A 26,155-nucleotide genomic window follows, 5' to 3' on the forward strand; every position below is an offset into this window, starting at 1 on the left:
CGTGTCGTCGGCTCATCGACGCCCACCCACGCCGCGGCGTCCTGCGAGCCGTGGCGCGGGTGGGGTGACCGCATCGGGCGGCGTCCCCCGGACGGGGGCGCCGGGTGCCTCAGGCCGCTTCGCTCCGCATCGTCGGCACCCGCATCGGGCGCGAGCCCGGGCCGCCGACGTGGGAGAAGGGCTGGGTCCGCCAGTCGAGGCCCCGGGGGAGCGTCAACAGCAGGGCGGTGTCCTGCTCGTGGGGCCGGAACGACTCGTCCGCGGGGCGGGCCTCGGTTGCCCTGCGGCCGGTGCCGGCGCAGACCGTGAGCCCGAACGGGTTCCACGGGGAGGCGCAGAGCGCATGCTCGGGCAGCTCCCGCTCGTCGGCCAGCAGTGCGATGGGCTGCGCGCAGTCCGGGCAGATCACCCGGTACATCTCGAAGGTGTCGTAGGCGTCGAGGTCCTCGTCGTCGAAGGCGTCGGGTTCGACGCCCTCCGATACGGGCTCGACGACCGGCTGCTGCCGCTTGGGCGCGGTACGACCAGGGCGCTTAAGACTCTGCATGGGATTCTCCCCCTCGGGCTGGGCCGTGACGGCACTGCGGCCTCGACCACAGCAAGCACTTCCCGTCCACTTCGCGGGGTAATCACGCGAACATCACGGAGAACGTTCGAGCGGTGTGGTCTTCGTCACATGCCCGGCGCAGGTGCCCCGTCCGGCGGATTTGTCCCCGCCCCGAACGCGGCCGACGCCCCGTCACATCACGAACCGGACATGCCCCCGGGCCGCTCAGGTATCCGAGGAGATCAACCGCACTGTAGGTTCTTGCGCCATGGAGGAGCTGGACCGACAGATCGTGCAGCTGCTCGTCAAGGACGGGCGGATGAGCTACACCGACCTGGGCAAGGCCACGGGCCTGTCCACGTCGGCCGTGCACCAGCGGGTGCGGCGGCTGGAACAGCGCGGCGTCATCCGCGGGTACGCCGCGGTCGTCGACCCCGAAGCCGTCGGGCTGCCGATGACCGCCTTCATCTCGGTGAAACCCTTCGACCCCAGCGCCCCCGACGACATCGCGGACCGCCTGGCCGGCGTCCCCGAGATCGAGGCCTGCCACAGCGTCGCGGGCGACGAGAACTACATCCTCAAGGTCCGCGTCTCCACACCGCACCAACTGGAGGAGCTGCTAGCCCGGGTGCGCTCCCTGGCCGGCGTCTCGACCCGGACCACCGTGGTGCTCTCCACACCGTACGAGGCCCGCCCGCCACGCGTCTGACTCCGGGCCGCCCCGGCTCGCCCGCGTGGCCGCCCCGGCTGCCGGGCGGCCCCCGTCAGGGGCGAGACTGGTGTCCATGAGTGAGACCACCACCCCGTCCTCGACCGTCCTGCTGCGCCGCGGCGAGGTCCACAGTCCCGCCGACCCCTTCGCCACGGCCATGGTCGTCGAGCGCGGCCAGGTCGCCTGGGTCGGCTCCGAGGGCGCCGCGGACGCCTTCGCGGACGGCGTGGACGAGGTGGTCGACCTGGACGGCGCCCTCGTCACCCCGGCGTTCACCGACGCACATGTGCACACCACCGCGACGGGTCTCGCCCTCACCGGTCTCGACCTCTCCGGTGCCCCCACCCGGGAGGCCGCCCTCACCCTCGTACGCGACTTCGCCGCCGCCCGCCCGGACGACCGTGTGCTCCTCGGACACGGCTGGGACGCCGCCCGCTGGCCCGACGGCGTACCGCCGACCCGCGCCGAACTGGACCGGGCCACCGGCGGCCGGCCCCTCTACCTCAGCCGTATCGACGTCCACTCGGCCGTCGTCACCACCGCCCTGCTCGATCTGACGCCCGGCCGGGTCGCCCGCGTGGACGGACCGCTCACCGGTGACGACCACCACGCCGTACGCGCCGCCGCGCTCGGCGCGGTCACTCCGGCCCAGCGCGCCGCGGCCCAGCGCGCCGCCCTCGCGCACGCCGCCTCCCTCGGCATCGGAACCGTTCACGAATGCGCAGGCCCGGAGATCTCCTCCGAGGACGACTTCACCGGCCTGCTGCGCCTGACGGCCGAGGAGGCGGGCCCGCGGGTCATCGGCTACTGGGCCGAACAGGACGTCGACAGGGCGCGCGAGCTGGGCGCGGTCGGGGCGGCCGGGGACCTCTTCGTCGACGGCTCCCTCGGCTCGCACACCGCGTGCCTGCACCAGCCGTACGCCGACGCCGCCCACACCGGCACCGCCCACCTGGACGCCGCCGCGGTCGCCGCGCACGTCGTCGCCTGCACCGAGGCCGGCCTCCAGGCGGGCTTCCACGCCATCGGCGACGCCGCCGTGGCCACCGTGGTGGAAGGGGTCCGCGCCGCCGCCGACAAGGTCGGCCTCGCCCGCCTGCGCGCCGCCCGCCACCGCGTCGAGCACGCCGAGATGCTCACCCCCGAGACCGTCGCTGCCTTCGCCGAACTGGGCCTCACCGCCTCCGTCCAGCCCGCCTTCGACGCCCTCTGGGGCGGCGAGGACGGCATGTACGCCCGGCGGCTGGGGGCGGAGCGGGCCCGTACGCTCAACCCGTTCGCGGCCCTGCTGCGCGCCGGGGTCCCGCTCGCCTTCGGCTCCGACAGCCCGGTCACCCCTCTCGATCCGTGGGGCACCGTCCGGGCCGCCGCCTTCCACCACACGCCGGAACACCGGGTCTCCGTGCGCGCGGCGTTCACGGCGCACACGCGAGGCGGCTGGCGGGCGGTCGGGCGCGACGACGCGGGAGTGCTGGTGCCGGGCGTGCCCGCCGACTACGCCGTGTGGCGCACCGGCGAACTCGTGGTCCAGGCCCCGGACGACCGGGTGGCCCGCTGGTCCACCGACCCGCGCTCCGGCACTCCGGGCCTGCCGGATCTGACCCCGGGCCGGGACCTGCCGGTCTGCCTGCGCACCGTCGTGGGCGGCCGCACCGTGTTCGTGCGGCCGGGCGAGTGATTGCGACGGCCGACAGGGCGATGATCTTCGGGCGCGTCCGGCGTGTGTGTCCTCCGCGCTGACCTGGGCTTTGACGCAAAAGGCGCAGGTGGAACGACTGTTGACAGGCGACGGCGGGGGGCCGGTAGGTTCGGCCGGGTCCACCACCGGACGCCCGACCGGGGAATCTTCCGCGCACCGTCGCGGCGCCGCTGAGTCAGGGACGGTGTGCCGAACCGGTGCACCGCCACTGGCAGCCAGGCTCAGCGCTCGCGCCACGACGAGGGATCGTTCCGGCCGGTCGGGAGGTGCGACCCCGGGTGGGGCCCGGGAGCTCAGTAGACAACGGCTTTCGGTCGACCCGCAGCCAGCGGGCCCCAGGTCGGCCCGAAGGGCGCCGGGCCCCCATCCGCCGCGCAAACGGTCCGAAACGGCCATCCCTACCCCGGTCTTGGGAAAGCGACACCACCGTACGTACGTCCTGTCACGTCAGCGCAGGCGGCGGCGATTAAGGTGGTGCTCTGGGTACGGACACGAAGGGGCAGTGGTGAACGACGGCGACGGGACGCCCGCGGCGGCGGGGCAGGGGAGGCGGTTCGGTCCCCTGGGCACGGTCCTGGTGATCATCCCGACCTACAACGAGGCGGAGAACATCAAGGCGATCGTCGCGCGCGTGCGCGAGGCGGTCCCCGAGGCCCACGTGCTCGTGGCCGACGACAACAGCCCCGACGGCACCGGCAAGCTCGCCGACGAGCTGGCGGCGGAGGACGACCACGTTCAGGTCCTGCACCGCAAGGGCAAGGAGGGTCTCGGCGCCGCCTACCTCGCGGGCTTCCGCTGGGGACTGGAGCACGGCTACGGCGTGCTGGTCGAGATGGACGCCGACGGCTCCCACCAGCCCGAGGAGCTGCCCCGGCTGCTGACCGCCCTCAAGGGCGCCGACCTGGTGCTCGGCTCCCGCTGGGTGCCCGGCGGCCGGGTGGTGAACTGGCCCAGGTCGCGCGAGATCATCTCCCGCGGCGGCAGCATGTACTCGCGGATCGCCCTGGACCTGCCGCTGCGCGACATCACCGGCGGTTACCGCGCCTTCCGCTCCGAGACCCTGGAAGGGCTCGGACTGGAGGAGGTCGCTTCCCAGGGCTACTGCTTCCAGGTCGACCTGGCCCGCCGGGCGATCAAGGCGGGTTACCACGTCGTCGAGGTCCCGATCACCTTCGTCGAGCGGGAGCTCGGCGACTCCAAGATGAGCCGGGACATCCTCGTGGAGGCGCTCTGGCGGGTCACCACGTGGGGCGTGGGGGAGAGGGTCGGCAAGGTCCTGGGACGCGACAAGCAGTCCGACAGGCCGGCCGTGCCGGGCGACAAGTCGGCACAGGCGTCCGACAGGAACGCCTGATCGTTCCCTTACGCCGCGCTGAGCCGGGGCCAGGCACACTGGGAGTATGACGACTGGCGCTCAGACCCCCAGGTCCCCCGGCCGGCCTCCGCGCTCCCGGCTGCGCACCTTCCTGCCGCTGGGCATCGCCGCCTGGCTCGTCCTGGAGATCTGGCTGCTGACCGTGGTGGCCGGCGCGTCCAGCGGCTTCGTGGTCTTCCTGCTGCTGGTCGCGGGCATCGTCCTCGGCTCCGTGGTCATCAAGGCGGCGGGCCGCCGGGCCTTCAGGAACCTCACCGAGACGTTGCAGCAGCAGCAGTCCGGCGTCCCGCCCGAGGCCCGTCCCAACAGCGAGGGCAACGGCCTGATGATGCTGGGCGGGCTGCTCCTGATCCTGCCCGGCCTCATCTCGGACGCGCTCGGCCTGCTCATGCTGCTGCCGCCGGTACAGAAGGCCGTCAGCCGCTCCGCGCAGCGCACGGTGGAGCGCAGGATCCGCGAGGCCGGCCCGGGCACCCTGGGCGACGCCTTCCGTCAGGCCCGGATGCACCGGCCCGACGGCAAGGTGGTCCAGGGCGAGGTCGTCCGGGACGACCACCCGGACGACGCCCCGCAGGGCCCCCGTCCGCCGTTGACCCACTGACGCCCTTCGGGGGTCGCCGGATCGCCGGCGCCCCCCGGACACACCAAAACCGCGGGTGCCGTACGTGAAGCTCACGTACGGCACCCGCGGTGTTCGGTTGTGTCGCCTACGGTTTCCCGCTACGCACTCTTGCGGCTGTCTCGCGGATGGACCGCGATGTTCATAGCGCCGGAGCGCAGTACGGCCAGCCGCTCCTCGAGGACCTCTTCGAGCTCCTCGCGGGTGCGCCGCTCCATCAGCATGTCCCAGTGCGTACGCGCGGGCTTGGCCTTCTTCTCCTCAGGGCCGTCGCCGTCCACCAGGAGTGCCTGGGCCCCGCAGACCTTGCACTCCCACTCCGGCGGGATCTCCGCCTCGACCGAGAAGGGCATCTCGAAGCGGTGCCCCTTCTCGCATGCGTACTCCACGGCCTGGCGCGGGGCCAGGTCGATGCCGCGGTCCGTCTCGTAGCTGGTCACCACGAGGCGCGTGCCGCGAAGAGCTCGCTCACTCATGAATCGTGCCTCCCGGGCTTGTCGCCCACAGGACAGGTGTCGCTGTCGTCGTCATCCGGTCAACGTCCGGGCGGCGGTAAAGATTCCCGTCCCGACTCCCGATCCGGGCCCTGCGTCGCCGTCGCAGCCGCAGCCTTGCAACCAGTGCAGTACCCGCCAACGTCCGGTTTGTCACCTCTGCTAACAGATGTGACATTGCGTTTCGGCACCTTTGACGCGCAGTAACGGTCCGCCTGGCAGGCCAAACGCGTACACTACAGCCCTTTCGCGCCGAGTGCTAAATCCTTTCGGGTACCGGGTTGCCCGCGTCGCCGATCGCACGCCTCACCGGCACCCGCGCGAGCAGCACGAAACCCAGCACGAAGAACGCCACCAGCGAGATGATGGCGTCCCGGTAGCTCCCGGTCAGCTGGTAGGTGAGCCCGAAGAGCAGCGGCCCGAGCCAGCTCATCCCGCGGTCGCTCAGCTCGTACGCCGAGAAGTACTCGGCCTCCTTGCCGGGCGGAACCAGCTGGGAGAAGAGGGAGCGGGAGAGCGCCTGGCTGCCGCCCAGCACCAGCCCGATCCCGGCGGCCAGCACGAAGAACCACACGGGCGCCCCGGCCGGCAGGAAGTACCCGGCGGCGAGGGTCGCCGTCCAGGCCACCAGCGACCCGAGGATGGCCCGCTTGGCCCCGTACGTCCTGGCCAGCCGCCCCAGGGCCAGCGCGCCCACCACCGCGAGCACCTGGACCAGCAGGACCGCCACGATGAGGGTGGACTGCCCGAGGCCCAGCTCCTCGGAGCCGTAGACCGACGCTTGGGTGATCACCGTCTGGATGCCGTCGTTGTAGACGAGGTACGCCAGCAGGAAGGCCAGTGTCAGCGGGTGGCGGCGCATGTCGCGGATCGTCGCCGCGAGCTGCTGCCGGCCGGTCCCCGCGGCCTGGCGCGCGGGGGTGCGGCGGTCGCGCAGTCGTCGTAGCGGGATGAGCGCGAAGGCGCCCCACCACAGTCCGGCGGACGCCAGGCAGATGCGGACCGCGGCGCTCTCGCTCAGTCCGAAGGAGTCGTGGGCTGTGTAGAGGATCAGGTTCGCGATCAGGACCAGGGCCCCGGCCGCGTATCCGAAGGCCCACCCGCGCGAGGAGACGGCGTCGCGTTCCCCGGGCGGTGCGATCTGCGGAAGGTACGAGTTGTAGAGCATCATCGCCACCGACTGGGCGGCATTGGCGACGACCAGGAGCACGCCGCCCAGCAGATAGCGGTCGCCGTCCAGGAAGAACATCCCCGCAGTGGCCGCGGCGCCCGTGTACGCGGCCGCGGCCAGCAGCGGCTTCTTGCGGCCCGAGCGGTCGGCCGCGGCGCCCACCAGGGGCATCACCAGGACCGCCACGATCACCGAGAGGGACACCGAGTAGGCGAAGAAGGACCCGGCGCGCACCGGTATCCCCAGCGGATGGACGTACCCGTCCCCGTCCGCCGCCGACTCGGCGACCGACGTCAGATAGGGCCCCAGGAACACGGTGAGCACGCTTGTCGAGTAGACGGAGCACGCCCAGTCGTAGAAGTACCAGCCGCGCTGTTCGCGCCGCCGGTCGGCGGCCCCGTCGGCCGCTTCCGTCCGCAGGGTGTCGGTGCCCACCCGTGCCTCGCTTCCCCGTGCGCGCGCACCGCCCCGGGCGACCGGCCGGGACTCAGGCCCAGACGCCGCGGTCCTCCATGACCTTGCGCAGTGTGTCGATGTGATCGGTCATGATGCCATCCACTCCCAGGTCCAGGAGCCGGTGCATGCGGTCCGGATCGTTCACCGTCCAGACGTGCACCTGGAGCCCGCGCGCGTGGGCGGCGCGCAGGAAGCGGCGGTCCACGACCCGGATGCCCGACTGGACCTCTGGGACCTGCGCGGCCACCGCAGCACGGTGTGGGGCGAGCGGAACACCCCATGAGCGCAGCCGGAGGCCCAGGACGCCGCGGATGCCGTACGAGGTGGCCAGGCGCGGGCCCGCCAGGCGCTGGGCGCGCGCCACGCGTGCCTCCGAGAACGAGCCGACGCAGACCCGGTCCCAGGCGTTCGTCCGCCCGATCAGCTCCAGGAGGGGCACCAGCGCGGGCTCCGCCTTCACGTCGATGTTCCAGCGCACCTCGGGGAACGTCCCGAGGAGTTCCTCGAAGAGCGGCACCGGCTCCTCGCCCGCCACGCGCGCGTGACGCACCCGCTCCCACGGAAGGTCCGCGATCCGCCCGGCCCCGTCGGTCACCCGGTCCAGGGTCGCGTCGTGGAAGGCGACGAGCCTCCCGTCGCGCGTGGCGTGGACGTCGGTCTCGATGTACCGGTAGCCCGCCTCGACCGCCCGCCGGAACTGCCGCAGCGTGTTCTCCAGACCGTCCGCCGAACCGCCCCGGTGGGCGAAGGCGATCGGGCCGGGGTGGTCGAGGTAGGGGTGGCGTATCGGGGTGGTCACCGACGCAGTATCGCGCGCCGGGGTTCGCCGGCGGCGACCACCGTGCTGCCGGAAGGTGCCGGGTGCACGGCGAAGACGCGCAGGAACACCTGGGCGAGCGGGCCGATCGACACCGCGTACAGGAGGGTGCCGACACCGACCGTGCCGCCGAGGGCGAAGCCCGTGACCACGACGGTGATCTCGACGGCCGTGCGCACCAGGCGTACCGAGAGGCCCGTGCGCCGGTTCAGGCCGGTCATCAGGCCGTCGCGCGGGCCGGGGCCGAACCGCGCGGCGATGTACAGCCCGGTCGCCGCCCCGTTCAGGACGATCCCCGCCGCCATGGCGGCGATCCGCAGCGGCAGCCCCTGGGCGTCCGGCAGGACGGACAGCGTCGCGTCCATCGCCGCGCCGATCACCAGCACGTTGGAGACCGTGCCCAGGCCCGGCCGCTGGCGCAACGGGATCCACAGGAGCAGCACGGCGGCGCCCAGGACGGTCAGCACCACGCCCATGGACAGGCCGGTGCGTTCCGCCAGTCCCTGGTGCAGCACGTTCCACGGCTCCAGGCCGAGTCCCGACCGGACCAGCAGCGCCGAACTCGCGCCGTACAACGCGAGTCCGCCGTAGAGCTGGGTCAGCCGCCGTGTGAGGTGCCGGTGCCGGACCTCGGCCTGCCTGGACAAGATCTGCCCCCTGTGTGGTCGTAGTGGCCTGCTGCATGACACCCTGTGGCTTGAGAAGGAGAAGCAACCATGGCCAATTCGGGGAAGGTGGACTGATTTCAATGGCGCAGTGGACCTCGGCCGTGGGGGCCGGTCAGCTCGCCCGGCTGCTCGGCTCCCAGCAGGACCGCCCCGCCGGGCCCGGCACCCGCCGCCCGCCCGCCTACCGTGCGCTCGCCGACGGCATCCGTCTGCTGGTCCTCGAAGGCCGCGTTCCGGTCGCCGCCCGGCTGCCCGCCGAGCGCGAACTGGCCCTCGCCCTGACCGTCAGCCGGACCACTGTCGCCGCCGCCTACGAGGCGCTGCGCGCGGAGGGCTTCCTGGAGTCCCGGCGCGGCGCGGGCAGCTGGACGGCCGTACCGGCCGGGAACCCGCTGCCGGCGCGCGGTCTCGAACCCCTGCCGCCCGAAGCGCTCGGTTCGATGATCGACCTGGGCTGCGCGGCGCTCCCCGCGCCCGAGCCCTGGCTCACCCGGGCCGTGCAGGGCGCCCTGGAGGAGCTGCCGCCGTACGCGCACACCCACGGCGACTATCCCGCGGGACTGCCGACGCTGCGCGCGATGATCGCCGAGAGGTACACCGCGCGCGGGATCCCGACCATGCCCGAGCAGATCATGGTGACCACGGGCGCGATGGGCGCGATCGACGCCATCTGCCACCTCTTCGGGGGGCGCGGAGAGCGGATCGCCGTGGAATCGCCCTCCTACGCGAACATCCTCCAGCTGATGCGGGAGGCCGGCGCCCGGCTCGTCCCCGTCGCGATGGCCGAGGGGCTGACCGGCTGGGACGTCGACCGCTGGCGCCAGGTGCTGCGCGAGGCCGCTCCGCGCGTCGCCTATGTCGTCGCCGACTTCCACAACCCCACCGGCGCGCTCGCCGAGGAGGACCAGCGACGCCGTCTCGTGGACGCCGCCCGGTCGGCGGGCACGGTGCTCGTGGCCGACGAGACGATGAGCGAGCTGTGGCTGGACGACGACGTCGAGATGCCGCGGCCCGTGTGCGCCTTCGACCCGGCCGGGTCCACCGTCGTCACCGTCGGTTCCGCGAGCAAGGCCTTCTGGGCCGGGATGCGCATCGGGTGGGTCCGCGCCGCGCCGGATGTCATCCGCAGCCTGGTCGCCGCGCGGGCGTACGCCGACCTGGGCACGCCCGTACTGGAGCAGCTGGCCGTGAACTGGCTCTTCAGCACCGGCGGCTGGGAACAGGCCGTGGCGGTCCGCCGCGAGCAGGCCAGGCAGAACCGGGACGAGCTGGTGGCGGCGGTACGGCGGGAGCTGCCCGACTGGGAGTTCGAGGTGCCCAGGGGCGGGCTCACTCTGTGGGTGCGGACGGGCGGCCTCTCCGGCTCCCGGCTCGCGGAGGCGGGGGAGCGGGTGGGGGTACGGGTCCCGTCCGGTCCGCGCTTCGGGGTTGACGGCGCCTTCGAGGGGTACGTCCGGCTGCCCTTCACGGTGGGTGGCGCGGTGGCCGAGGAGGCGGCGTCCCGGCTGGCCGCGGCGGCCCGCCTGGTGGAGAGCGGCGGAGCCGGGAGCGGCGGCGAGGCGCCGCGGACGTTCGTGGCGTAGCCCGGGTTCGGCAGGGCGGAGCGGTCGGTGTGAACGCGGCCGGGGCGGAGCGGTGGGTCGCTCCGCCCCGGCCGCGGTCACCTTCTCAGGGGCCGCGGTCACCCTTTCAGGAGGCCTCCGCCGCGACGGCCTTGGCGGGGACCGGCTCCGCCGCGACGGCCGTAACGGGGACCGGCCCCGCGGGGACCGGGTCCGACGTCGCGGGCTCAGCGGAGGCCTCCGGACCGCCCGGTGCCTCGGGCGCCCCCGTCGTTGTCTCCGTCGCCACCGGCGTGGGTTCGGGCTCCGCCGGGGCTTCCTCCGGCTCGGTCCGGTTGGGTGCCGGCCGGGCCTTCTTCTCCATCGACACCGCCTTGGCCTCCGCCGTCGCCTCCGCCGCCTCCGCCTCCGCGGGGACCGGCGCCCGCTCCCCGTCCGCCGGGGTCGTGCGCGGGGGGAGCAGGTCGAGCACCGCCTGCCGGTGGGCGTCGCTCGTGGCGTCGTCGTAGGGGTCCGGAGTGGCCGGGACCTGGAGGCGGTGCACCGCTCCCGTGCCGAGGCGGGCGTACCCGCGACCGGGGGGAACCTGGTCGACGGGGGTGGTGTGCGGGGGAGCGCCCAGCGCGGCGGTCAGTTCGTCCGCCGTGGCCGGGCCGAGCACCACGCGCGCGCGTGTGTGCTGCCGTACGCCGTCGCTGAGGCCCTCCAGGGCGTCCAGCTGGTCGGCGACGACCACCGTCACGTGCGCGGCGCGGCCGTGCCGCAGGGGCACCTGGAGCAGGGACTGCGGGTCCCTGCGGCCCTCGGCCGTGGCGAGGTGCGTGAAGGCGCTCGGACGGTCCAGGAGGACCCACAGGGGCCGTCGGGTGTCGTCCGGTGCGGGCTGCCCCTCCTGGCGGGCCCGGTTGACGGAGATCAGCCGGCGCTCGGTCTCGGCGGCGGCCCACTCCAGGCTGGTCAGCGCCCCGGTGAGGCCCGCCTCGACGGCCAGGACGCCGTCCCGGCCGACCAGGCAGGCGTACTCACCGGTGCCGCCGCCGTCGACGATCAGGATGTCTCCGTGGTGCAGCGCCTGGAGGGCGACCGAGCGCAGCAGTGTGGAGGTGCCGGTGCCGGGCCGGCCCAGGACCAGCAGGTGGGGTTCGGTCGAGCGGATGCCGGTGCGCCAGACGACCGGCGGGACGTCGCGCCGCTCCTCGCCGTGGGTGAGCGGGAGGGTGCGCTGGACCCGGGTCGGGTCGGTGAAGCCGAGGACGGTCTCGCCGGGCGCGGTGACGAAACGCTGGGCGGCGATGTCGGTGGGGAGCGCCGCGAGCACGTCGACGGTGAGGTGGTTGGCCTCCTCGTCCCACGTGAAGTGGTACTCCCGGCCCCGGCCGGACTTCGCGGTGAGCAGGTGCTCGATGCGGGTCCGGGAGCCGGCCTCCCCGTCGGTGAAGTAGGCGGGGTAGCGGATCACCAGGTGGGTGAAGCGGCCGCCGCCGTCGAACTCGTAGGACGGGAACGCCTTCTCCCAGGAGCCGCCGTGGGCGTACAGGGGGTCGGGGTCCTCGGCGAGCGAGAAGTACGGGACCAGGGCCTCGTAGAGGGACTGGAGGCGCTGGGTCTGGGAGTCGTCGGGGCCTTCCGGCGTGGCCGGGGTGCGGTCCCTGCCCTGCCAGGCTGCCGCCGCCATCAGGGCGATGACGGCGAGCAGCGGGCCGTACGGCACGAGTGCCACGACCAGGACCACCGAGGCCACCAGGAACAGCAGCGCACCGCGCCGGTCCTTGGGGGTCTCGGTCCATCTGCTCCGCCCGGCTGCGGCCAGCCTGCGCAGACCGCGGCCGATCGTGATCAGCGGCTGGAGGACGTCGGTGGCGCTGTCGGCCGCCGTCCGGGCCAGCACCCGGCTCCGGGCGAGCTGTGCGCCGCCGTTGCTCAGAATGCGGGGGAGGGGCCGCCGGGCCACTGATGCCTCCTGGAGTGCGTACGTGGGGGTGTCGGGTGGGGGGAGGGGGGCGTCAGAACTTGATTCCGCCTAGGAGGCCCGCCAGGCTCTCGCCGCCCGCCTTGATGCTCGGCGCGATGGCGGTACTCGCGAGATAGAACCCGAACAGGACCGCGACCAGCGCGTGCGAGGCCTTGAGGCCGTCCTTGCGGAAGAAGATGAAGACGACGATGCCGAGCAGGACCACGCCTGAGATCGAGAGGATCATGTGAGTTCTCCTGGTTCACGGGGGACAGTCACCATGAGTACTTCCAGGCTCACAGCATGTATCCATACGATAAAAGGTGCAAATGGGGGAAATTCGGCAGAATCACCCTGATTGGCGGCGTGTTTGTTGGGCCGGACGAGTGCTTCGCGAGCCAGTACCCTGGCGATTCACTCGTACGGCGGCACCGCTCGCCGCCGTACGTGGCAACACCCGGGGAGTACCCCGGCAGCGTGCGCAGTCCCGCAGTCCCCAACGTTCGCAGTGAGAGGCGGTCCGGCCGATGAGTGAAGCCCCCGACCCAGAGGTCGTGGAGCTGGCGACCAAGATCTTCGATCTGGCCCGGCAGGGGCGGACCGAAGAGCTGGTGGCGTATGTGGACGCCGGAGTTCCGGCCGACCTCACCAACGACCGCGGCGACTCCCTCGTCATGCTCGCCGCCTATCACGGCCACGCCGACGCGGTACGCGCGCTGCTGGGCCGCGGCGCCGACGCCGACCGCGTCAACGACCGGGGTCAGACCCCGCTCGCCGGAGCTGCCTTCAAGGGTGAGACGGAAGTGACGAAGGCGCTTCTCGAGGCCGGCGCGGACCCGGCCGCGGGCACCCCGTCGGCCGTGGACACGGCGCGGATGTTCGCCCGGACGGACCTGCTGGAGCTGTTCGACGCCCAGTGACCGGACGTCGGCCCGGATCCTCCGAGGATCCGATCCGCACGTTCTGACCAGGTAAAACACTGAAAACGGGGGAGGCGGTACAAGGCCGCCGAAATTTCGGTCGCGGCAGATGTGACCGCCGGGCCATCATGACGACGTGGTTCACGGACGTGATGGCTGGGCAGGTGTTGCCGCACCGCGCGGGCCGTGACACGGCTCGCAAGGGCCACCGACGAGAGGCAGGAACATGGTCTACAGCAAGCAAGAGACGGCGGGCGCTCCGACGTGTTGGCGCACGGCCAGGTAACGCGTGTTTCCCGGTTGCGTCGACGCTTGATGTGAGGCTGTTTCCCATGTTCGATCCGGTCATAGCGCCCAGCGGTACGCTGCTCGGCCTGCTTCAGCGGGGTCGCGGCGACGGCACGCTGCACGCGCTCACCGCCCCGCGCCCCGAAGCGCTGGCGGCTCTGAACCATTGCGTTCTCCACGACCCCCGCCACGACTGGCAGGTCGAGAACCGCTCCCTCTACTACGCCCGCCTCTACCTCGACCTCAATGGCGAGCTGGACGCGATCGAGGCCCACCTCTTCGACCCCGAGGACGTCCTGGACGCCGACGAGTCGCGCACCGGGCTGGCCCTCGCGGTCCTCGGGCACCTCGCGTCCTACGGCAGGCGGGACGCGCTCGAACTGCTGCGCCGGTACGCCGCCCACGGCGTCAACTGGGCGTGGGCCCTGGACGAGCTGGCGCTGCGTGACGACGACGCGGGCCTGCGCGCCCTCGCCGCGCCCGTGCTGGCGCGTTTTCCGCGCGATCCCGAGGGCGACGCCGAGCTGGCCGTCGCCGTGCGGGACGCCTTCGAACCGCGGCCCTGGCGGCTGTGGGCCGACGATCCCCGCGAATCGATCGCCACGCGCGTGCGTGCCGCCCACGAGGCGGGCAGCTTCGACCGCTGGCAGCGGCAGATGAACCCCACCGGCCCGCGTCCGGGCTGGAGCGTGCGGGCCGTGTTCGAGTGGGCCGAGCAGGGCATCGAGCGCGGCGCCGCGCTCCACGTGCCGGCCGCCCGCTGCCTCACCGCCGTCGCGGGACCCGAGGACCGGCCCGAGATCGTCGAGGCCGCCCGGTCCGGCACCGAGGGCGCCCGCAGCACCGCCCTGCACTACCTCGCCGACACCAATGATCCCGACGTGCTCGACCTGATCGAGGGCGCCGCGACCACCGGCCCGACCCCGGTCGTGGAGGCCGCCGTCGCCGCCTACGAGCGCATGCGCAGCCTCGCCGCCGTCGACCGGGCCCGCGGCTGGGTGCACCGCCCCGACGCCCTCGGCGCCGCCGCCGGACGGGTGCTCGCCTGCCGGGGCGCGGCGCAGGACCGCGACCTCGTCCTCGCCGCCCTGCGCGAGGCCGTACGCGGCGAAGGCCCTGACGCCCCGACCCTGTGGACCCTCGTCGACGGCACCGGGCGCCTCGGCATCGCCTGCGCCGCCCCCGTGCTGCGCCACATCTACCGCGAGACCGCTTCCTCCCACCTGCGCGGCCGGGCCGCCCGTGCACTGGCCGCCACCGACCCGTCGTTCGCCGCGGGCTTCGCCATCGAGTGCCTGTGGGACTGCGAGGAGACCACCCGCGAGGTCGCCGCCCGGCACGCCGAGACCGGCGACAACCGGGTCGTCGAGCGGCTGCGCAGGCTGGCCGCCGATCCGGCCGAGGAGGACGAGGTCCAGACGGCCGTGCGCAGCCGCTTCGGACCGGACGCGCCCGCCGTGTGAGACGGCCCGGGGACGGTGGCACCGGACCGTGCCCGGCCCGGTGCCGCCGTCCCCGGGTGAACGACGGATGGCGCGCGGGGCCGCCGGACATGGCCGTCGGCCGACCCGCCCGGGTGCACGGGCAACGCTCATGGGACGTTTCCCGGCCGGAAAGATCGACGTTGACGCGGGCACGTCCAGTCCGGCGACAACACCGGTATGCGTGTCGTCATCGTGACCGAATCCTTTCCCCCCGATGTGAACGGCGTCGCCCACTGTGCGCTGCAGACCGCCCGGCACCTCGTCGACCGCGGTCACGCATGCGTCGTCGTCGCACCGGCCACCGCCGCCGGGCACGCGGCGGACGCCTCCGCTCCGTGCCCGCTGGTCCGCGTCCCCTCCCTCCCGCTCCCCGGCTACCCCCAGGTCCGCGTCGCCCTGCCCAGCCGGCGCGTGGCCGCAGCCATCGCCGAACACCGCGCGGACGTCGTCCACCTGGCCGGCCCCTTCGTCCTCGGCGTCCGGGGCATGGCCGCCGCCGCCCGCCTCGGCGTGCCCGCCGTGGCCGTCTACCAGACCGACCTCGCCGGCTACGCCCGCACCTACATGGGAGCGGGCGAGGCGGCTGCCTGGCGCCGCATCCGCTCCGTGCACGCCTCCGCCGACCTCACCCTCGCCCCCTCCGGCGCCGCCCTGCGCGACCTGAGGGCGCACGGCGTGCCCCGGGTCGGCCTGTGGCCGCGCGGTGTGGACACCGTCCGCTTCCGGCCCGACCGTCGCGACGAGGAACTGCGCCGCGGGCTCGCCCCCGGCGGCGAGCTGATCGTCGGCTACGTGGGCCGCCTCGCCCCCGAGAAGCATGTGGAGCTGCTGTCCGGTGTCTGCGCCCTGGAGGGCGTGCGCGTGGTGGTCGTCGGGGACGGGCCCAGCCGGTCGCGCCTGGAACAGGCGTTGCCCGGTGCCGTCTTCCTCGGCCGCCGCACCGGCGAGGAGCTGGCCAGGGTCTTCGCCTCCCTGGACGTCTTCGTGCACACCGGCCCCTTCGAGACGTTCTGCCAGACCGTCCAGGAGGCCATGGCCAGCGGGGTGCCCGTCGTCGCCCCGGCGGCCGGCGGCCCGCTCGATCTGGTGGCCCACGGCAGCACCGGCCTGCTGGTGCCGCCGCGCGACGCCGCCGCCGTACGGGACGCGGTGTGGTCGCTGTCCGCGGACCCCGTACTGCGGGCCGCGTACGGGGCGGCCGGCCGGGCGAAGGTCGAGGGCCGCACGTGGGCGGCCGTCGGCGACCGCCTCATCGGGCACTACAGGGACGTGCTGGCCTCGCGGAAGGCGGTGCTGGCGGCATGAACGCGCTGCGGATCGTCCGGCTCGCCAACTTCGTCGCACCCGCCTCGGGCGGCCTGCGCACCGCGCTGCGCGAGCTGGGCCGGGGATACCGGGCGGCGGGACACGACCCCGTCCTCGTCGTCCCGGGCGAGCACGCCGACGACCGGGAGACCGAGCAGGGCCGGGTGATCACCCTCCCCGGGCCGCTCCTGCCCGGCACCGGCGGCTACCGCGTCCTGACCGACAGGCGGCGCGTGAGCGCGCTCCTGGCGGACCTGGCCCCCGACCGCCTGGAGGTGTCCGACCGCACCACGCTGCGCTGGACCGGCCGGTGGGCCCGGCGCGCCAGGGTCCCCGCCGTGATGGTCTCCCACGAGACCACCGACGGCGTGCTGCGCACCTGGGGCCTGCCCGAGCCGGCCGCCCGGCGCGCCGCCGACGCGCTCAACATCCGTACGGCGCACACCTACGCGCGCGTGGTGTGCACCACCGAGTTCGCCGAGCGGGAGTTCGTCCGCGTCGGCGCCCGCAACGTCGTACGGGCCCCACTGGGCGTAGACCTGGCCGGGCGGCACCCCTCGCTGCGCGACCCGGGTCTGCGGGCCCGTTTCGCGCGCGGGGACGAGGTCCTGCTGGCGGCGTGCTCCCGGCTGTCCGTCGAGAAGCGGCCCGGCACCGCCCTCGACGCCCTCGACGCGCTCCGGCGGCGCGGCGTCCGGGCGGTGCTGGTGGTGGCCGGTGACGGACCGCTGCGGGCGCGGCTCGCACAACGGGCACGGGAGCGCGGGCTGCCGGTGACCTTCCTCGGTCACGTCGCCGACCCCGGACTGCTGGGCGCGCTCCAGGCGTCGGCCGACCTGTGCCTGGCTCCCGGACCGGCCGAGACCTTCGGGCTCGCCGCGCTGGAGGCGCTGGCCTGCGGCACGCCCGTGGTCGCGAGCGCGTCGTCGGCGCTGCCCGAGGTGATCGGCTCCGCCGGGGCCGTCGCCGCCGACCACGGGGAGGCCTTCGCGGACGCCGCGGAGTCGCTGCTCGGACGCCGGGAGGCGGACCGCCGCGGGACGGCACGCGCGCGTGCCGAGTGCTTCGGCTGGGACACGGCGGTCGAGGCGTTCCTCGCCGCGCACGACGCGGCCGTCCCCACGCGCCCCGCGCTGCCGGAGACCGTGACATGAGAGGCCTGCGCTTCGTGGCCCTCGGCGACTCGCTGACCGAGGGCGTGGGCGACCCGGTGGGGCACGGGTGGCGGGGCTGGGCCGCGCTGCTCGCCACCGGACTCGCCGAGCAGCCCGTCCTCTTCACCAACCTCGCCCGCAGCGGCGCGCAGACCGTCGACGTGGCCGAGCGGCAGCTGCCGGCCTGCCTCGCCCTGCGCCCCGATCTCGTGTCCGTCGTCGTCGGCGTCAACGACACCCTGCGCCGCACCTTCGACCTCGGGGCGGTCGCCGCCCGCCTCGACACCGTGTACGCCGCCTGCACCGGGCGCGGCGCGCTGCTGCTCACGGCGTGTCTGCCGGACCCCGGGACGATGCTCGGGCTGCCGGACGCGCTCGCCCGTCCACTGGCACGGCGGCAACGGGCGGTCAACGCCGTGGTGCACGCCCTGTCCGACCGGTACGGGGCCGTGCACCTGCACGCGTGCGAGGGCGGCTGGACGGCGGACCGCTCGATGTGGAGCGTGGACCGGCTGCATCCCGGCGAGCGGGGCCACCGCCAGCTGGCCCTGCGCTTCCACGCGCTGCTCGCCGAGCGCGGCGCCGCCACCGGTCCCGCGCCCTCGCCCGACGCCGAGTTCGCCGCCCCCACCCGGGCGGCGAGCCTGTGGTGGCTGGCCACCGCGGGCACCGGCTGGGTGGCGCGGCGCTGCACCGACCTGCTGCCCCAACTGCTGACGCTGGCCGCCGGTGAACTGCGCCACCACGCGCGCGGGACGAGCGCCCGGCTCGATCTCGGCACCTCCGCGGCTGTCACCGCCGCCCTCGCGGCGCTCGCGTCGAACGGCGGAAGGGAGGCGGAGATGCCACGGTGCATGTCCAGCCGCTGTCCATGACGCCTGTGCCCGGGAGCCGCACCGGAAGGCGACGGGGAGGACGTCCGGCACCGGACGTCCTCCCCGTGCGCGCGTCAGCGCTCGCGTACCGCCACGAACCGCACCGGCGTCCCCGGTACCGCCTGGGCCGCCGCCGGAAGGTCGTGGGAGCGGACGACGCCGATCACCGGATAGCCACCGGTCGTCGGATGGTCGGCCAGGAACACCACGGGCCGGCCGTCCGGCGGCACCTGGACCGCGCCGAGCACCATGCCCTCGCTGGGCAGTTCGCCCGCGCGGGCACGCTCCAGCGGTGGTCCCTCCACGCGCAGTCCGATGCGGTTGCTCGCGGCCGACACCCGGTACGCGCGCGAGGTGAACGTCCGTACCGCCCCGGGCGTGAACCAGTCCGCGCGCGGGCCCGGCGTCACCCGCAGGATCAGCTCCGCCGGCGGCGCCGGCTGCGGGGCGACGTCCACGCACGCGTGCCGCCCGCGCGGCCGCCCCAGGGCGAGCACCATGCCGTCGGAGAGGGGCGGCGGTCCCAGGCCGGACAGCAGGTCGGTGGAGCGGCTGCCGAGCACCTGCTCGGCCAGGACGCCGCCCGAGACGGCCACATAGGAGCGGACGCCGGAGCCGGCCGCCCCCACGTCGAGCAGCGCGCCCGCCGGCACACCGACCGGCGCGCCCCAGGAGACCGGCCTCCCGTCCACCGTCACCGGGCAGGGCGCGCCACCGACCGCCACGGTCACCGCGCACCGGGGGCGCAGGGCGCAGCCGGTGAGGGTGGTCTCCAGGACGGCCGCCTCGGGCGGATTGCCGGCCAGACGGTTGACCAGCGCGGCCGCGGGCGCGTCGAGCGCCCCGGAACGGGGGACGCCGAGGTGCGCGTGACCGGGGCGGCCCCGGTCCTGCACGGTGGTGAGGGCCCCGGCCCGGACGACGGCGAGCGCACGGTCCGTCATGAGCGGCCCTGCCGTTCCCGGGGCCCTTCGGCGACGAAGCGGACGCGCGTGCCGGGCGACAGCAGCGCCGCGGGCACACGCGTGTGGTCCCACAGCACGGCGTCCGTGGTGCCGATCAACTGCCAGCCGCCCGGCGACGAGCGCGGGTACACGCCCGTGTAAGGACCGGCCAGCGCCACCGAACCGGCCGGGACGGCCGTGCGCGGAGTGTCCCGGCGCGGCACGTCGTACCGCGCGGGGAGGCCGGTCAGATAGCCGAAGCCGGGCGCGAACCCGCAGAAGGCGACCCGGAACTCGGTGTCCGCGTGGATGCGGGCCACCTCCCGCGGCGCCACTCCCCAGTGCGCGCCCACGTCGGCCAGGTCCGGGCCGTCGTAGCGGACCGGGATCTCGACCACGTGCCCCGCGCGCGGGGGAGCGGGCGGAACCTCGGCGGCGGTCAGTTCGGCCGCGAGCCGAGCCCGGTCGGCGACGCCGTCGAGCAGGACGGTGCGGGCCGCCGGGACGACCTCCCGCGCGGCCAGCGTGCCCTCCGCGCGGCGCCGCAGCAGCTCCGCGCGGAGCGCCTCCGCCTCCTCGCCCGAGGAGACCTCGACCAGCAGGGCGTCGTCGCCGACCGGCAGGACGTTCACGCGAAGGCCTCCACCCGGACGCCCGACGCCTCCAGCCGCTCCCGTACCCGGCGGGCCAGGTCCACCGCGCCGGGAGTGTCGCCGTGCACGCACAGGGAGCGCGCGCGGACCGTCACGACCGCTCCCGACCGGGCGGTGACCCTGCCGGAGCGGGCCAGCTCCACGGAGCGGGCCACGACGGAGTCGGGTTCGGTGACGACCGCGCCCTCCTGCCCACGCGGCACCAGCGTGGCCTGGTCGGTGTACGCCCGGTCCGCGAAGGCCTCCGGTACTGCGGGCAGGCCGGCCTCCGCGGCCCGCTCCAGGACACGCGAGCCGGGCAGCCCGAGGACGGGCAGCGCGCCGCCTGCCAGGAGTACGCCGTCGACGACCGCCGCCGCCTGCTCCTCGTCCCGGACCACCCGGTTGTAGAGGGCGCCGTGCGGTTTGACGTACGCCACGCGCGTGCCCGCCGCGCGGGCGAACACTTCCAGGGCGCCGATCTGGTAGGCCACCTCGGCCGCCAGCTCGGCGGGCGGCACGTCCATGGCGCGCCGTCCGAATCCGGCCAGGTCCCGGTAGGAGACCTGGGCGCCGACCGTCACGCCCCGCTCGGCCGCCAGCTCGCACACCCGCCGCATGGTGGCCGGGTCGCCGGCGTGGAAGCCGCACGCGACGTTGGCACTCGTCACGACGGAGAGCAGGCCCTCGTCGTCGGTGAGCCGCCAGCGGCCGAAGCCCTCGCCGAGGTCGGCGTTGAGGTCGATCGAGGTCATGTCTCCAGTGTCTCCGCTCTCGGACACCCGCGGGGGCGCCCGGGATCAGGCGACGCGGTACTGCTCGTCGCGCGCGTCGGTGAGGAACATCTGCCCCGGTGCGTGGGTCACGGCGAAGGGCGGCCGCGAGGCCATGACGGCCGCCTGTGGGGTCACCCCGCAGGCCCAGAACACCGGGATGTCGTCCGGCTCGGCGTCCACCGCGTCGCCGAAGTCCGGCCGGGCCAGGTCCTCGATGCCGAGCGCCGACGGGTCGCCGCAGTGCACCGGGCTGCCGTGCACCGCCGGGAGCAGGCTGGTCTCGTGGATCGCCGCCGACAGGTGCGCGGGCGGCACGGGGCGCATCGACACCACCATCGGGCCGTGCAGCCGCCCCGCCGGACGGCACTGACGCGTGGTGACGTACATCGGGACGTTGCGACCCTGCTCGACGTGCCGGATCGGGACGCCGGCCGAGGACAGAGCCCACTCGAAGGTGAAGCTGCACCCGATCAGGAACGTCACCAGATCGTCCCGCCAGTGCGCCCGCACGTCCGTCGGCTCCTCCACCAGCTCGCCGTCCCGCCACACCCGGTAGCGGGGCAGATCGGTGCGCAGGTCCGCGCCGTCGGCGAGCACGGTGGTCCAGGACCCGGCGTCGGTGACGTCGAGCACCGGGCAGGGCTGCGGGTTGCGGGTGCAGAACAGCAGCATGTCGTAGGCCCAGTCGGCGGGCACCGAGATCAGGTTGGCCTGGGTGTGGCCCGCCGCGACCCCGGCCGTGGGGCCGGCCAGCCCCTCCCGGAAGAGGGAGCGGGCGGTTTTCGGGCTCCACGCGTGCGCGTGCCGTTCGACGAGGGCGAGCGGCCGGTCCTCGGCCACGTGCGGTGAGTGCTTCACGCCAGTTCCTTCCCGCGCGTCTCCGGCAGCCACAGCAGGGCCAGCGCCGCGATGCCGTAGCCGATGGCACCGAAGACCAGCGCGCCGCCCACACCCCAGCTGTCGGCCAGGAAGCCGACCGTGGTCGGGAAGACGGCGCCCACGGCGCGTCCGGTGTTGTACGTGAAGCCCTGGCCCGCGCCGCGTGCCGCCGTCGGGTACAGCTCGCTCAGGTAGGAGCCGAAGCCGCTGAAGATGGCCGACATGCAGAAGCCCAGCGGGAAACCGAGCACCAGGAGCAGGGTGTTGGCGCCGTCGGGGATCCTGGCGTACGCCAGGATGCAGACCGCCGACAGCAGGGCGAACAGCCAGATGTTGCGTTTGCGGCCCAGCACGTCGGTGAGCCAGCCGCCGGTGAGGTAGCCGATGAAGGCGCCCGAGATGAGGAAGGTCAGATAGCCGCCGGTGCCGACGACCGACAGGTCCCGTTCGTCCTTCAGATAGGTCGGCACCCAGGTGGCGAGGGTGTAGTAGCCGCCCTGGACGCCGGTGGAGAGCAGGCTGGCGAAGAGCGTGACGCGCAGCAGTCCGGGCGCGCCCGCCGTACCGGGCCTGAAGATCGCCGCGAAGGAGCCCTTGCTCGCGCCCTGCTCCCGGATCTCGGTGGCCTTCGGCGCGTCGTGGACGCTGCGCCTGACCCAGACCACGAGCAGCGCCGGCAGCGCACCCGTCCAGAACATGACACGCCAGGCCAGATCGTCGCCGACCAGTGAGAACACCAGCGTGTACACGACCACCGCGAGCCCCCAGCCCACGGCCCAGGAGCTCTGGATCGCGCCGAGGGTGCGGCCCCGGTGCCTGGCACTCGCGTACTCGGCCACCAGGATCGCGCCGACCGCCCACTCACCGCCGAAGCCGAGCCCCTGGAGGGCGCGGAAGACCAGCAGCGTCTCGTAGTTGGGGGCGAAACCGCAGGCCACCGTGAACACGGCGTAGGTGATCACGGTGAGCAGCAGTGCCCTGACCCGGCCGACGCGGTCCGCCAGGACGCCCGCGAGGGCGCCGCCGATCGCCGAGACGACCAGGGTGACCGTCGTGAGCAGGCCGGTCTGGCCGCTGTCCAGGCCGAAGTACGCGGCCAGCGCCACCATGGTGAGCGGCAGGGTGAAGTAGTCGTAGGAGTCGAGGGCGTACCCGCCGAACGCGCCGCCGAAGGCGCGGCGGCCCCGCGGGCCGAGGGCGCGCAGCCAGCCGAACGGGCCGTCGTCCGTGGTGTGTTCATCCGTGCCGGGACGTGCCTCGGTGGACAGGGCCCGTGGGGGAGGGGTTGTGCTCATGGGCACCTCGCAGGGGGAGGACGGAGGGTGCGTGCACTTCCTGGCACCGTAGGGGATCGTTCAACGATCCCTCAATACCCCTGTTGTTTCGTTCTGGTATCTGCGATTGAATTCCGGGCATGGCAGAGCAGTTGACGGGACTGGCCGACGACCGCGCCCTCCTGGGCCGGACCAGCACCGCCGAGCGGGTCTCGGACATCCTCAGGAGCCGGATCGCCGAGGGCTACTTCCCGCCCGGCACCCGCCTGTCCGAGGACAGCATCGGCGGCGCGCTCGGCGTCTCCCGCAACACCCTGCGCGAGTCGTTCCGGCTGCTCACCCACGAACGCCTGCTCGTCCACGAGCTGAACCGGGGCGTCTTCGTCCGGGTCCTGACCGTCGAGGACGTCGAGGACATCTACCGCACCCGCTCCCTCGTCGAGTGCGCCGTCGTACGCGGCCTCGGCGAGCCCCCCTACGCACTCGAAGGGCTCGCCGAGGCCGTCGAGGACGGGCGCCGGTCGGCCCGCGAAGGTGACTGGAAAGCCGTCGGTACGGCCAACATCCACTTCCACCGCGAACTGGTCGCCCTCGCCGGCAGCGAACGCACCGACGAGCTGATGCGCAGCGTCTTCGCCGAACTCCGCCTCGCCTTCCACGTCGTGGACGACCCACGGCGCCTGCACGAGCCGTACATCGCACGGAACGCGGAGCTCCTGACGGCCCTGGAGAACGGCGAGCGCGAGACGGCGGAGCGCCTGCTCGCGGTCTACCTCGACAACTCCCTCAAGCGCGTCGTGGAGGTCTACCTGCGGCGGGTCGGGGACGACACCTAGGTCCGGTGACCGCCGCCCCGGCTGCGGCCCTGGTCCCCGCCGCTCCGGCCACGCCCCCCGCTGCTCCCCGCGGCCGGCGGCCCGCCGTGCCGGGGCGCATCTGCGTCGTTTGGGTCGATGTCAGACCGAGGACCTAGTCTGTGCACCGTGACTTCGCCTGCACCGACGGACAGCGTTCCGCCCCAGCTCAGCGCGGGGCCGCGCCCCGCCCCGGGCCCGGCCGCCGACGAGGGACTGGCGCGGCGGCTGCGCGCGCTCGCCTGCACGGCGCCGCTGCACGACCTGGACGCCCGCAAGGCCAACCTCGCCGGCGAGTACTCGGTGTACGGCATGGCCGAGGTCGCCCTCGCCGCCATCGACCTCGTCACGCTGAACATGGACTTCGACACCGGCGCCGACCACGACCAGATAGTGGCCAGGCTGATCCCGCGCGTCGCCGCCCAGGCCCCGCGCCGCCCCGCCGCCGAGCACGAGCGGGTGGCCCGCTGGGTCCTGGAGAACCTGATCAACGTCGGCAGCGTCGACCGCGGCTTCCGCGCGGTCTACGGCACCTTCGGACCGGACGGCACCTACGTCCGCCGGGACTACGACTTCAAGCTCCTGGAGGAGGTCCCCGGCCCCGGCGGCACCGTCTACCTGCGCACCACGGACGAGGCGGTCAACGTCTTGGTCGGCGCCCTGGACACCGACGTCACCAGCGCCCAGATCGCCGCCGAGGTCAAGCTGGAGGTGCTGATCAGCCGGGGCCGCCTCGCCGACGCCCAGCTCGCCGCCGAGCAGGCCCGGTACCGGACCGTGCAGTACTCCGAGACCCTCCGCCGCGCCCTGGACGCCACCCGGCGCAACGTGCGCGCGGTGGACTGGCTGAGCGCCGTCCCCGACATGATCGCCGAGGCCCTGGACCACGTCGCCGACCGGTACCGCCACGAAAACGCGATCCTCACCAACATCCGCAAGGCCCGTGACGAGTCCGAGGACCACGAGCACAAGCGCCGCGCGGCCGAGCTGGTCGACATCGTCAAGGACTGCATCCGGCGCCACACCCAGCTCCAGTCCCGCCTCCTGGAGGCCGGCCCCCTCTTCCGTGCCGAGCAGGACCGGCAGGCCTTCGCCACGCCCCTGACCACCTCCGGCCTCGATCTCTACGGCCATCTGGTCGCCCCCGTCCTGCCGTTGCCCCTGGAGCGGGCGCTGCGCGTCACCGACGCCTTCTTCGCCCGCGGCACCGGACTGCGCACGCCCGTCTCCGTCCGGATCGGCGACCTCGTCGACATACTCCTGACCCCGCCGGTGGAGCGGGAACACCTGGGCGCCGAGATGCCGGAACCCGACCTGATCGCCACCCCGGACGACAGCCGCTTCAGCGAGGAACAGCTCGCGGCCGCCATGGAGCTGCTCGACCTCCCGCACGACGCCCCGCGCCGGCTGTCGGGACTGCTGGCCGACGCCCGCGCCCAGGACCCCGAACTGCCCTACCTCGTCGCCCTGCTGGCCGTGCACGCGGCCAGCCCGCCGGTCGGCACCGCCTACCGGCAGGGCGAGCCGAAGCTGCTGTTCGCCGTGGACGACGGCACCGAGCTGGACGACCACGAGTTCGGCGGCGCCGACCTCATCGTCGGCACCGCGCTGCTGGACGCGGCGGGCATGGCCGCCGCCCGCACGGAGGCGGCATGACCGTCACCCACCGCCACACCCGTCACCGCCACACGCCCCGACCATCCGAACAACACGAGTGCCGGCACGGCGACGAGCGCCGGCACAGCAAGGAGAACCGACCGTGACCGAGCACGTCGACCGGAGCGAACCGGAGGCGGGTGCCGCGCCGGCCACCGCGGCCGTCACGCCCGCCGACGCCGCCGACGCGGCGCGGCTCGTCTCCTTCGGCCTCCAGCCCAAGCTGCTGCCCGCCCGCGACCAGGAGTACGCCGACCTGCTGCGCCGGTACCGCGAGGACCCGCCCTTCGCGCGTCTCGCCGACGCCGTCGCGGCAGGCCTCGGACTGATCGTGCTGGAAGTCTCCCCGCGCGCGGGGATGGCCGTCACCGCCGCCGAGGACTCGGTGTTCGCCGTCCGCATGGGCGACTACGCGCGCCGCGCCGCCACCGACTCCGGCGACCGCTTCCTGCACGGCCTCGCCCACCTCGCGCTCGCCGCCATGGCCTACCCGCGCCCCGAGGACCTCGCGGACGACGGCTACATCGGCCGCGTCACGGTCAACGGCGTGGACGCCTTCGTCCGCCAGGCCTGCCGCCGGCTGGAGGAGCGCGCCGACGAGCAGGGCGAGAACACCGACCCGGCCACCGACGCCCCCGGCCTGGAGGCCGCCTGGCGGATCTGGGCCAGACGCAGCTCCACCGGCGCCACCAAGGACGCCCGCAGGCTCCCCGGCTCCACCACCGGCATCGTCGGCAAGGCCGCCGCGTTCCTCACCGAGTCCGGCTTCCTCCAGCGCACCGGCGACGACAGCGGCGGTACCTACCGCACGACCGCGCGGTACCAGCTCCAGGTGCGCGACATGGCGGGCAGCGCCGCCATGGCCGAGCTGCTTGACCTGGGCGTCGTCCCGGTCACCGACGGCACGGCGACGCTGCTGCCCGCCGAGGAGACGGAAGACCTGGAGCTGGTGGCCGACGCAGGGCTGCCGTTCCACTCGCCCTGACCCCGCGCCCAGCGCCGCCCCACCTCCCCGACGTTCCGAAGACTTACGAGAGTCCGCC

The 26,155-nt window shown here is 74.0% G+C and carries 25 protein-coding genes; 13 read left to right on the forward strand and 12 right to left on the reverse strand.

Annotation, left to right across the window (positions count from 1 at the left end; genetic code table 11):
- Positions 1-109: 109 nt before the first annotated feature.
- Entirely contained in the window at positions 110-547 is a 438-nt protein-coding gene (locus DMH12_RS05735) for a hypothetical protein (RefSeq protein WP_125490450.1), read from the reverse strand.
- 268 nt (positions 548-815) lie between these two features.
- Between DMH12_RS05735 and DMH12_RS05740 the strand changes: the two genes are divergently transcribed.
- The 4 genes from DMH12_RS05740 (at position 816) to fxsA (ending at position 4,934) form a co-directional block, all read left to right on the forward strand.
- Positions 816-1,256, forward strand: a complete 441-nt coding sequence (locus DMH12_RS05740; RefSeq protein ID WP_122617133.1) for an Lrp/AsnC family transcriptional regulator — start codon at positions 816-818, stop codon at positions 1,254-1,256.
- A 76-nt stretch (positions 1,257-1,332) separates the two neighbouring features.
- Positions 1,333-2,937, forward strand: a complete 1,605-nt coding sequence (locus tag DMH12_RS05745) for an amidohydrolase (protein ID WP_125490451.1) — start codon at positions 1,333-1,335, stop codon at positions 2,935-2,937.
- A 526-nt stretch (positions 2,938-3,463) separates the two neighbouring features.
- Complete coding sequence (locus DMH12_RS05750) at positions 3,464-4,312, forward strand: polyprenol monophosphomannose synthase (protein WP_125490452.1); 849 nt, start codon at positions 3,464-3,466, stop codon at positions 4,310-4,312.
- A gap of 46 nt (positions 4,313-4,358) precedes the next feature.
- Positions 4,359-4,934 (forward strand): FxsA family membrane protein, encoded by a 576-nt coding sequence (gene fxsA, locus DMH12_RS05755; RefSeq protein WP_125490453.1) that lies wholly within the window; start codon positions 4,359-4,361, stop codon positions 4,932-4,934.
- 119 nt (positions 4,935-5,053) lie between these two features.
- On the opposite strand, the gene DMH12_RS05760 is transcribed toward fxsA, so the two are convergent.
- From DMH12_RS05760 to DMH12_RS05775, 4 genes are all read right to left on the reverse strand, one after another.
- Entirely contained in the window at positions 5,054-5,428 is a 375-nt protein-coding gene (locus DMH12_RS05760) for an RNA polymerase-binding protein RbpA (protein ID WP_003977404.1), read from the reverse strand.
- 277 nt (positions 5,429-5,705) lie between these two features.
- The gene (locus DMH12_RS05765; protein WP_125490454.1) at positions 5,706-7,052 is read right to left on the reverse strand and encodes an MFS transporter; all 1,347 of its coding nucleotides are present in this window, start codon (positions 7,050-7,052) and stop codon (positions 5,706-5,708) included.
- 52 nt (positions 7,053-7,104) lie between these two features.
- The gene (locus DMH12_RS05770; RefSeq protein ID WP_125490455.1) at positions 7,105-7,872 is read right to left on the reverse strand and encodes a glycerophosphodiester phosphodiesterase; all 768 of its coding nucleotides are present in this window, start codon (positions 7,870-7,872) and stop codon (positions 7,105-7,107) included.
- Positions 7,869-8,537 (reverse strand): YitT family protein, encoded by a 669-nt coding sequence (locus DMH12_RS05775; protein ID WP_125490456.1) that lies wholly within the window; start codon positions 8,535-8,537, stop codon positions 7,869-7,871. Before DMH12_RS05775 ends, DMH12_RS05770 begins: the two co-directional genes overlap by 4 nt.
- A gap of 101 nt (positions 8,538-8,638) precedes the next feature.
- Here DMH12_RS05775 and DMH12_RS05780 point away from each other — a divergent pair, with 101 nt between their 5' ends.
- A complete protein-coding gene (locus DMH12_RS05780) occupies positions 8,639-10,141 on the forward strand; it encodes a PLP-dependent aminotransferase family protein (RefSeq protein WP_125490457.1) in 1,503 nt (500 codons plus the stop codon).
- Between the two features lie 106 nt (positions 10,142-10,247).
- Here the strand turns inward: DMH12_RS05780 and DMH12_RS05785 are convergent, their stop codons facing one another.
- A complete protein-coding gene (locus tag DMH12_RS05785; RefSeq protein ID WP_125490458.1) occupies positions 10,248-12,071 on the reverse strand; it encodes a hypothetical protein in 1,824 nt (607 codons plus the stop codon).
- 52 nt (positions 12,072-12,123) lie between these two features.
- Positions 12,124-12,318 carry a hypothetical protein gene (locus DMH12_RS05790; RefSeq protein WP_003977410.1) on the reverse strand — a complete coding sequence of 65 codons (195 nt, stop codon included), beginning with the start codon at positions 12,316-12,318 and terminating at the stop codon, positions 12,124-12,126.
- Between the two features lie 280 nt (positions 12,319-12,598).
- Between DMH12_RS05790 and DMH12_RS05795 the strand changes: the two genes are divergently transcribed.
- From DMH12_RS05795 to DMH12_RS05820, 5 genes are all read left to right on the forward strand, one after another.
- Positions 12,599-12,991 (forward strand): ankyrin repeat domain-containing protein, encoded by a 393-nt coding sequence (locus DMH12_RS05795; protein ID WP_125490459.1) that lies wholly within the window; start codon positions 12,599-12,601, stop codon positions 12,989-12,991.
- A gap of 332 nt (positions 12,992-13,323) precedes the next feature.
- Positions 13,324-14,742, forward strand: a complete 1,419-nt coding sequence (locus tag DMH12_RS05805) for a HEAT repeat domain-containing protein (protein WP_125490460.1) — start codon at positions 13,324-13,326, stop codon at positions 14,740-14,742.
- A gap of 198 nt (positions 14,743-14,940) precedes the next feature.
- Positions 14,941-16,068: a glycosyltransferase family 1 protein gene (locus DMH12_RS05810; protein ID WP_125490461.1), complete on the forward strand. Its 1,128-nt coding sequence runs from the start codon at positions 14,941-14,943 to the stop codon at positions 16,066-16,068.
- Positions 16,065-17,222 carry a glycosyltransferase gene (locus DMH12_RS05815; RefSeq protein WP_125490462.1) on the forward strand — a complete coding sequence of 386 codons (1,158 nt, stop codon included), beginning with the start codon at positions 16,065-16,067 and terminating at the stop codon, positions 17,220-17,222. Before DMH12_RS05810 ends, DMH12_RS05815 begins: the two co-directional genes overlap by 4 nt.
- Positions 17,219-18,097, forward strand: coding sequence for an SGNH/GDSL hydrolase family protein (locus tag DMH12_RS05820; RefSeq protein WP_125490463.1), 879 nt, complete (start codon positions 17,219-17,221; stop codon positions 18,095-18,097). Before DMH12_RS05815 ends, DMH12_RS05820 begins: the two co-directional genes overlap by 4 nt.
- A gap of 74 nt (positions 18,098-18,171) precedes the next feature.
- On the opposite strand, the gene DMH12_RS05825 is transcribed toward DMH12_RS05820, so the two are convergent.
- The 5 genes from DMH12_RS05825 to DMH12_RS05845 are packed head-to-tail and all read right to left on the reverse strand — an operon-like array spanning position 18,172 to position 22,623.
- Complete coding sequence (locus tag DMH12_RS05825; RefSeq protein WP_125490464.1) at positions 18,172-19,041, reverse strand: biotin-dependent carboxyltransferase family protein; 870 nt, start codon at positions 19,039-19,041, stop codon at positions 18,172-18,174.
- Complete coding sequence (locus DMH12_RS05830; RefSeq protein WP_125490465.1) at positions 19,038-19,673, reverse strand: allophanate hydrolase subunit 1; 636 nt, start codon at positions 19,671-19,673, stop codon at positions 19,038-19,040. Before DMH12_RS05830 ends, DMH12_RS05825 begins: the two co-directional genes overlap by 4 nt.
- Entirely contained in the window at positions 19,670-20,428 is a 759-nt protein-coding gene (locus tag DMH12_RS05835) for a LamB/YcsF family protein (RefSeq protein WP_125490466.1), read from the reverse strand. Before DMH12_RS05835 ends, DMH12_RS05830 begins: the two co-directional genes overlap by 4 nt.
- Positions 20,429-20,473: 45 nt before the next feature.
- Positions 20,474-21,307, reverse strand: coding sequence for a putative hydro-lyase (locus DMH12_RS05840; RefSeq protein WP_125490467.1), 834 nt, complete (start codon positions 21,305-21,307; stop codon positions 20,474-20,476).
- Positions 21,304-22,623 carry an MFS transporter gene (locus DMH12_RS05845; RefSeq protein ID WP_125490468.1) on the reverse strand — a complete coding sequence of 440 codons (1,320 nt, stop codon included), beginning with the start codon at positions 22,621-22,623 and terminating at the stop codon, positions 21,304-21,306. Before DMH12_RS05845 ends, DMH12_RS05840 begins: the two co-directional genes overlap by 4 nt.
- Before the next feature lie 119 nt (positions 22,624-22,742).
- Here DMH12_RS05845 and DMH12_RS05850 point away from each other — a divergent pair, with 119 nt between their 5' ends.
- From DMH12_RS05850 to DMH12_RS05860, 3 genes are all read left to right on the forward strand, one after another.
- Positions 22,743-23,438: a GntR family transcriptional regulator gene (locus DMH12_RS05850; RefSeq protein ID WP_125490469.1), complete on the forward strand. Its 696-nt coding sequence runs from the start codon at positions 22,743-22,745 to the stop codon at positions 23,436-23,438.
- Between the two features lie 147 nt (positions 23,439-23,585).
- Positions 23,586-25,112 (forward strand): hypothetical protein, encoded by a 1,527-nt coding sequence (locus DMH12_RS05855; protein ID WP_125490470.1) that lies wholly within the window; start codon positions 23,586-23,588, stop codon positions 25,110-25,112.
- Between the two features lie 103 nt (positions 25,113-25,215).
- Positions 25,216-26,097 carry a hypothetical protein gene (locus tag DMH12_RS05860; protein ID WP_125490471.1) on the forward strand — a complete coding sequence of 294 codons (882 nt, stop codon included), beginning with the start codon at positions 25,216-25,218 and terminating at the stop codon, positions 26,095-26,097.
- Positions 26,098-26,155 lie beyond the last annotated feature (58 nt).

It is taken from the genome of Streptomyces sp. WAC 04229 (genome assembly GCF_003947455.1).
In the GTDB taxonomy this organism is placed as follows: Bacteria; Actinomycetota; Actinomycetes; order Streptomycetales; family Streptomycetaceae; genus Streptomyces.

Excerpts from the sequence above, each read along its gene's own strand:
- DMH12_RS05810 (WP_125490461.1), top strand. The coding sequence starts at position 14,941 with ATGCGTGTCGTCATCGTGACCGAATCCTTTCCCCCCGATGTGAACGGC.
- DMH12_RS05825 (WP_125490464.1), bottom strand. The coding sequence starts at position 19,041 with ATGACGGACCGTGCGCTCGCCGTCGTCCGGGCCGGGGCCCTCACCACC.
- DMH12_RS05850 (WP_125490469.1), top strand. The coding sequence starts at position 22,743 with ATGGCAGAGCAGTTGACGGGACTGGCCGACGACCGCGCCCTCCTGGGC.
- DMH12_RS05760 (WP_003977404.1), bottom strand. The coding sequence starts at position 5,428 with ATGAGTGAGCGAGCTCTTCGCGGCACGCGCCTCGTGGTGACCAGCTAC.
- DMH12_RS05845 (WP_125490468.1), bottom strand. The coding sequence starts at position 22,623 with ATGAGCACAACCCCTCCCCCACGGGCCCTGTCCACCGAGGCACGTCCC.
- DMH12_RS05835 (WP_125490466.1), bottom strand. The coding sequence starts at position 20,428 with ATGACCTCGATCGACCTCAACGCCGACCTCGGCGAGGGCTTCGGCCGC.
- DMH12_RS05820 (WP_125490463.1), top strand. The coding sequence starts at position 17,219 with ATGAGAGGCCTGCGCTTCGTGGCCCTCGGCGACTCGCTGACCGAGGGC.
- DMH12_RS05805 (WP_125490460.1), top strand. The coding sequence starts at position 13,324 with ATGTTCGATCCGGTCATAGCGCCCAGCGGTACGCTGCTCGGCCTGCTT.
- DMH12_RS05795 (WP_125490459.1), top strand. The coding sequence starts at position 12,599 with ATGAGTGAAGCCCCCGACCCAGAGGTCGTGGAGCTGGCGACCAAGATC.
- DMH12_RS05790 (WP_003977410.1), bottom strand. The coding sequence starts at position 12,318 with ATGATCCTCTCGATCTCAGGCGTGGTCCTGCTCGGCATCGTCGTCTTC.
- DMH12_RS05740 (WP_122617133.1), top strand. The coding sequence starts at position 816 with ATGGAGGAGCTGGACCGACAGATCGTGCAGCTGCTCGTCAAGGACGGG.
- DMH12_RS05815 (WP_125490462.1), top strand. The coding sequence starts at position 16,065 with ATGAACGCGCTGCGGATCGTCCGGCTCGCCAACTTCGTCGCACCCGCC.
- fxsA (WP_125490453.1), top strand. The coding sequence starts at position 4,359 with ATGACGACTGGCGCTCAGACCCCCAGGTCCCCCGGCCGGCCTCCGCGC.
- DMH12_RS05745 (WP_125490451.1), top strand. The coding sequence starts at position 1,333 with ATGAGTGAGACCACCACCCCGTCCTCGACCGTCCTGCTGCGCCGCGGC.
- DMH12_RS05735 (WP_125490450.1), bottom strand. The coding sequence starts at position 547 with ATGCAGAGTCTTAAGCGCCCTGGTCGTACCGCGCCCAAGCGGCAGCAG.
- DMH12_RS05780 (WP_125490457.1), top strand. The coding sequence starts at position 8,639 with ATGGCGCAGTGGACCTCGGCCGTGGGGGCCGGTCAGCTCGCCCGGCTG.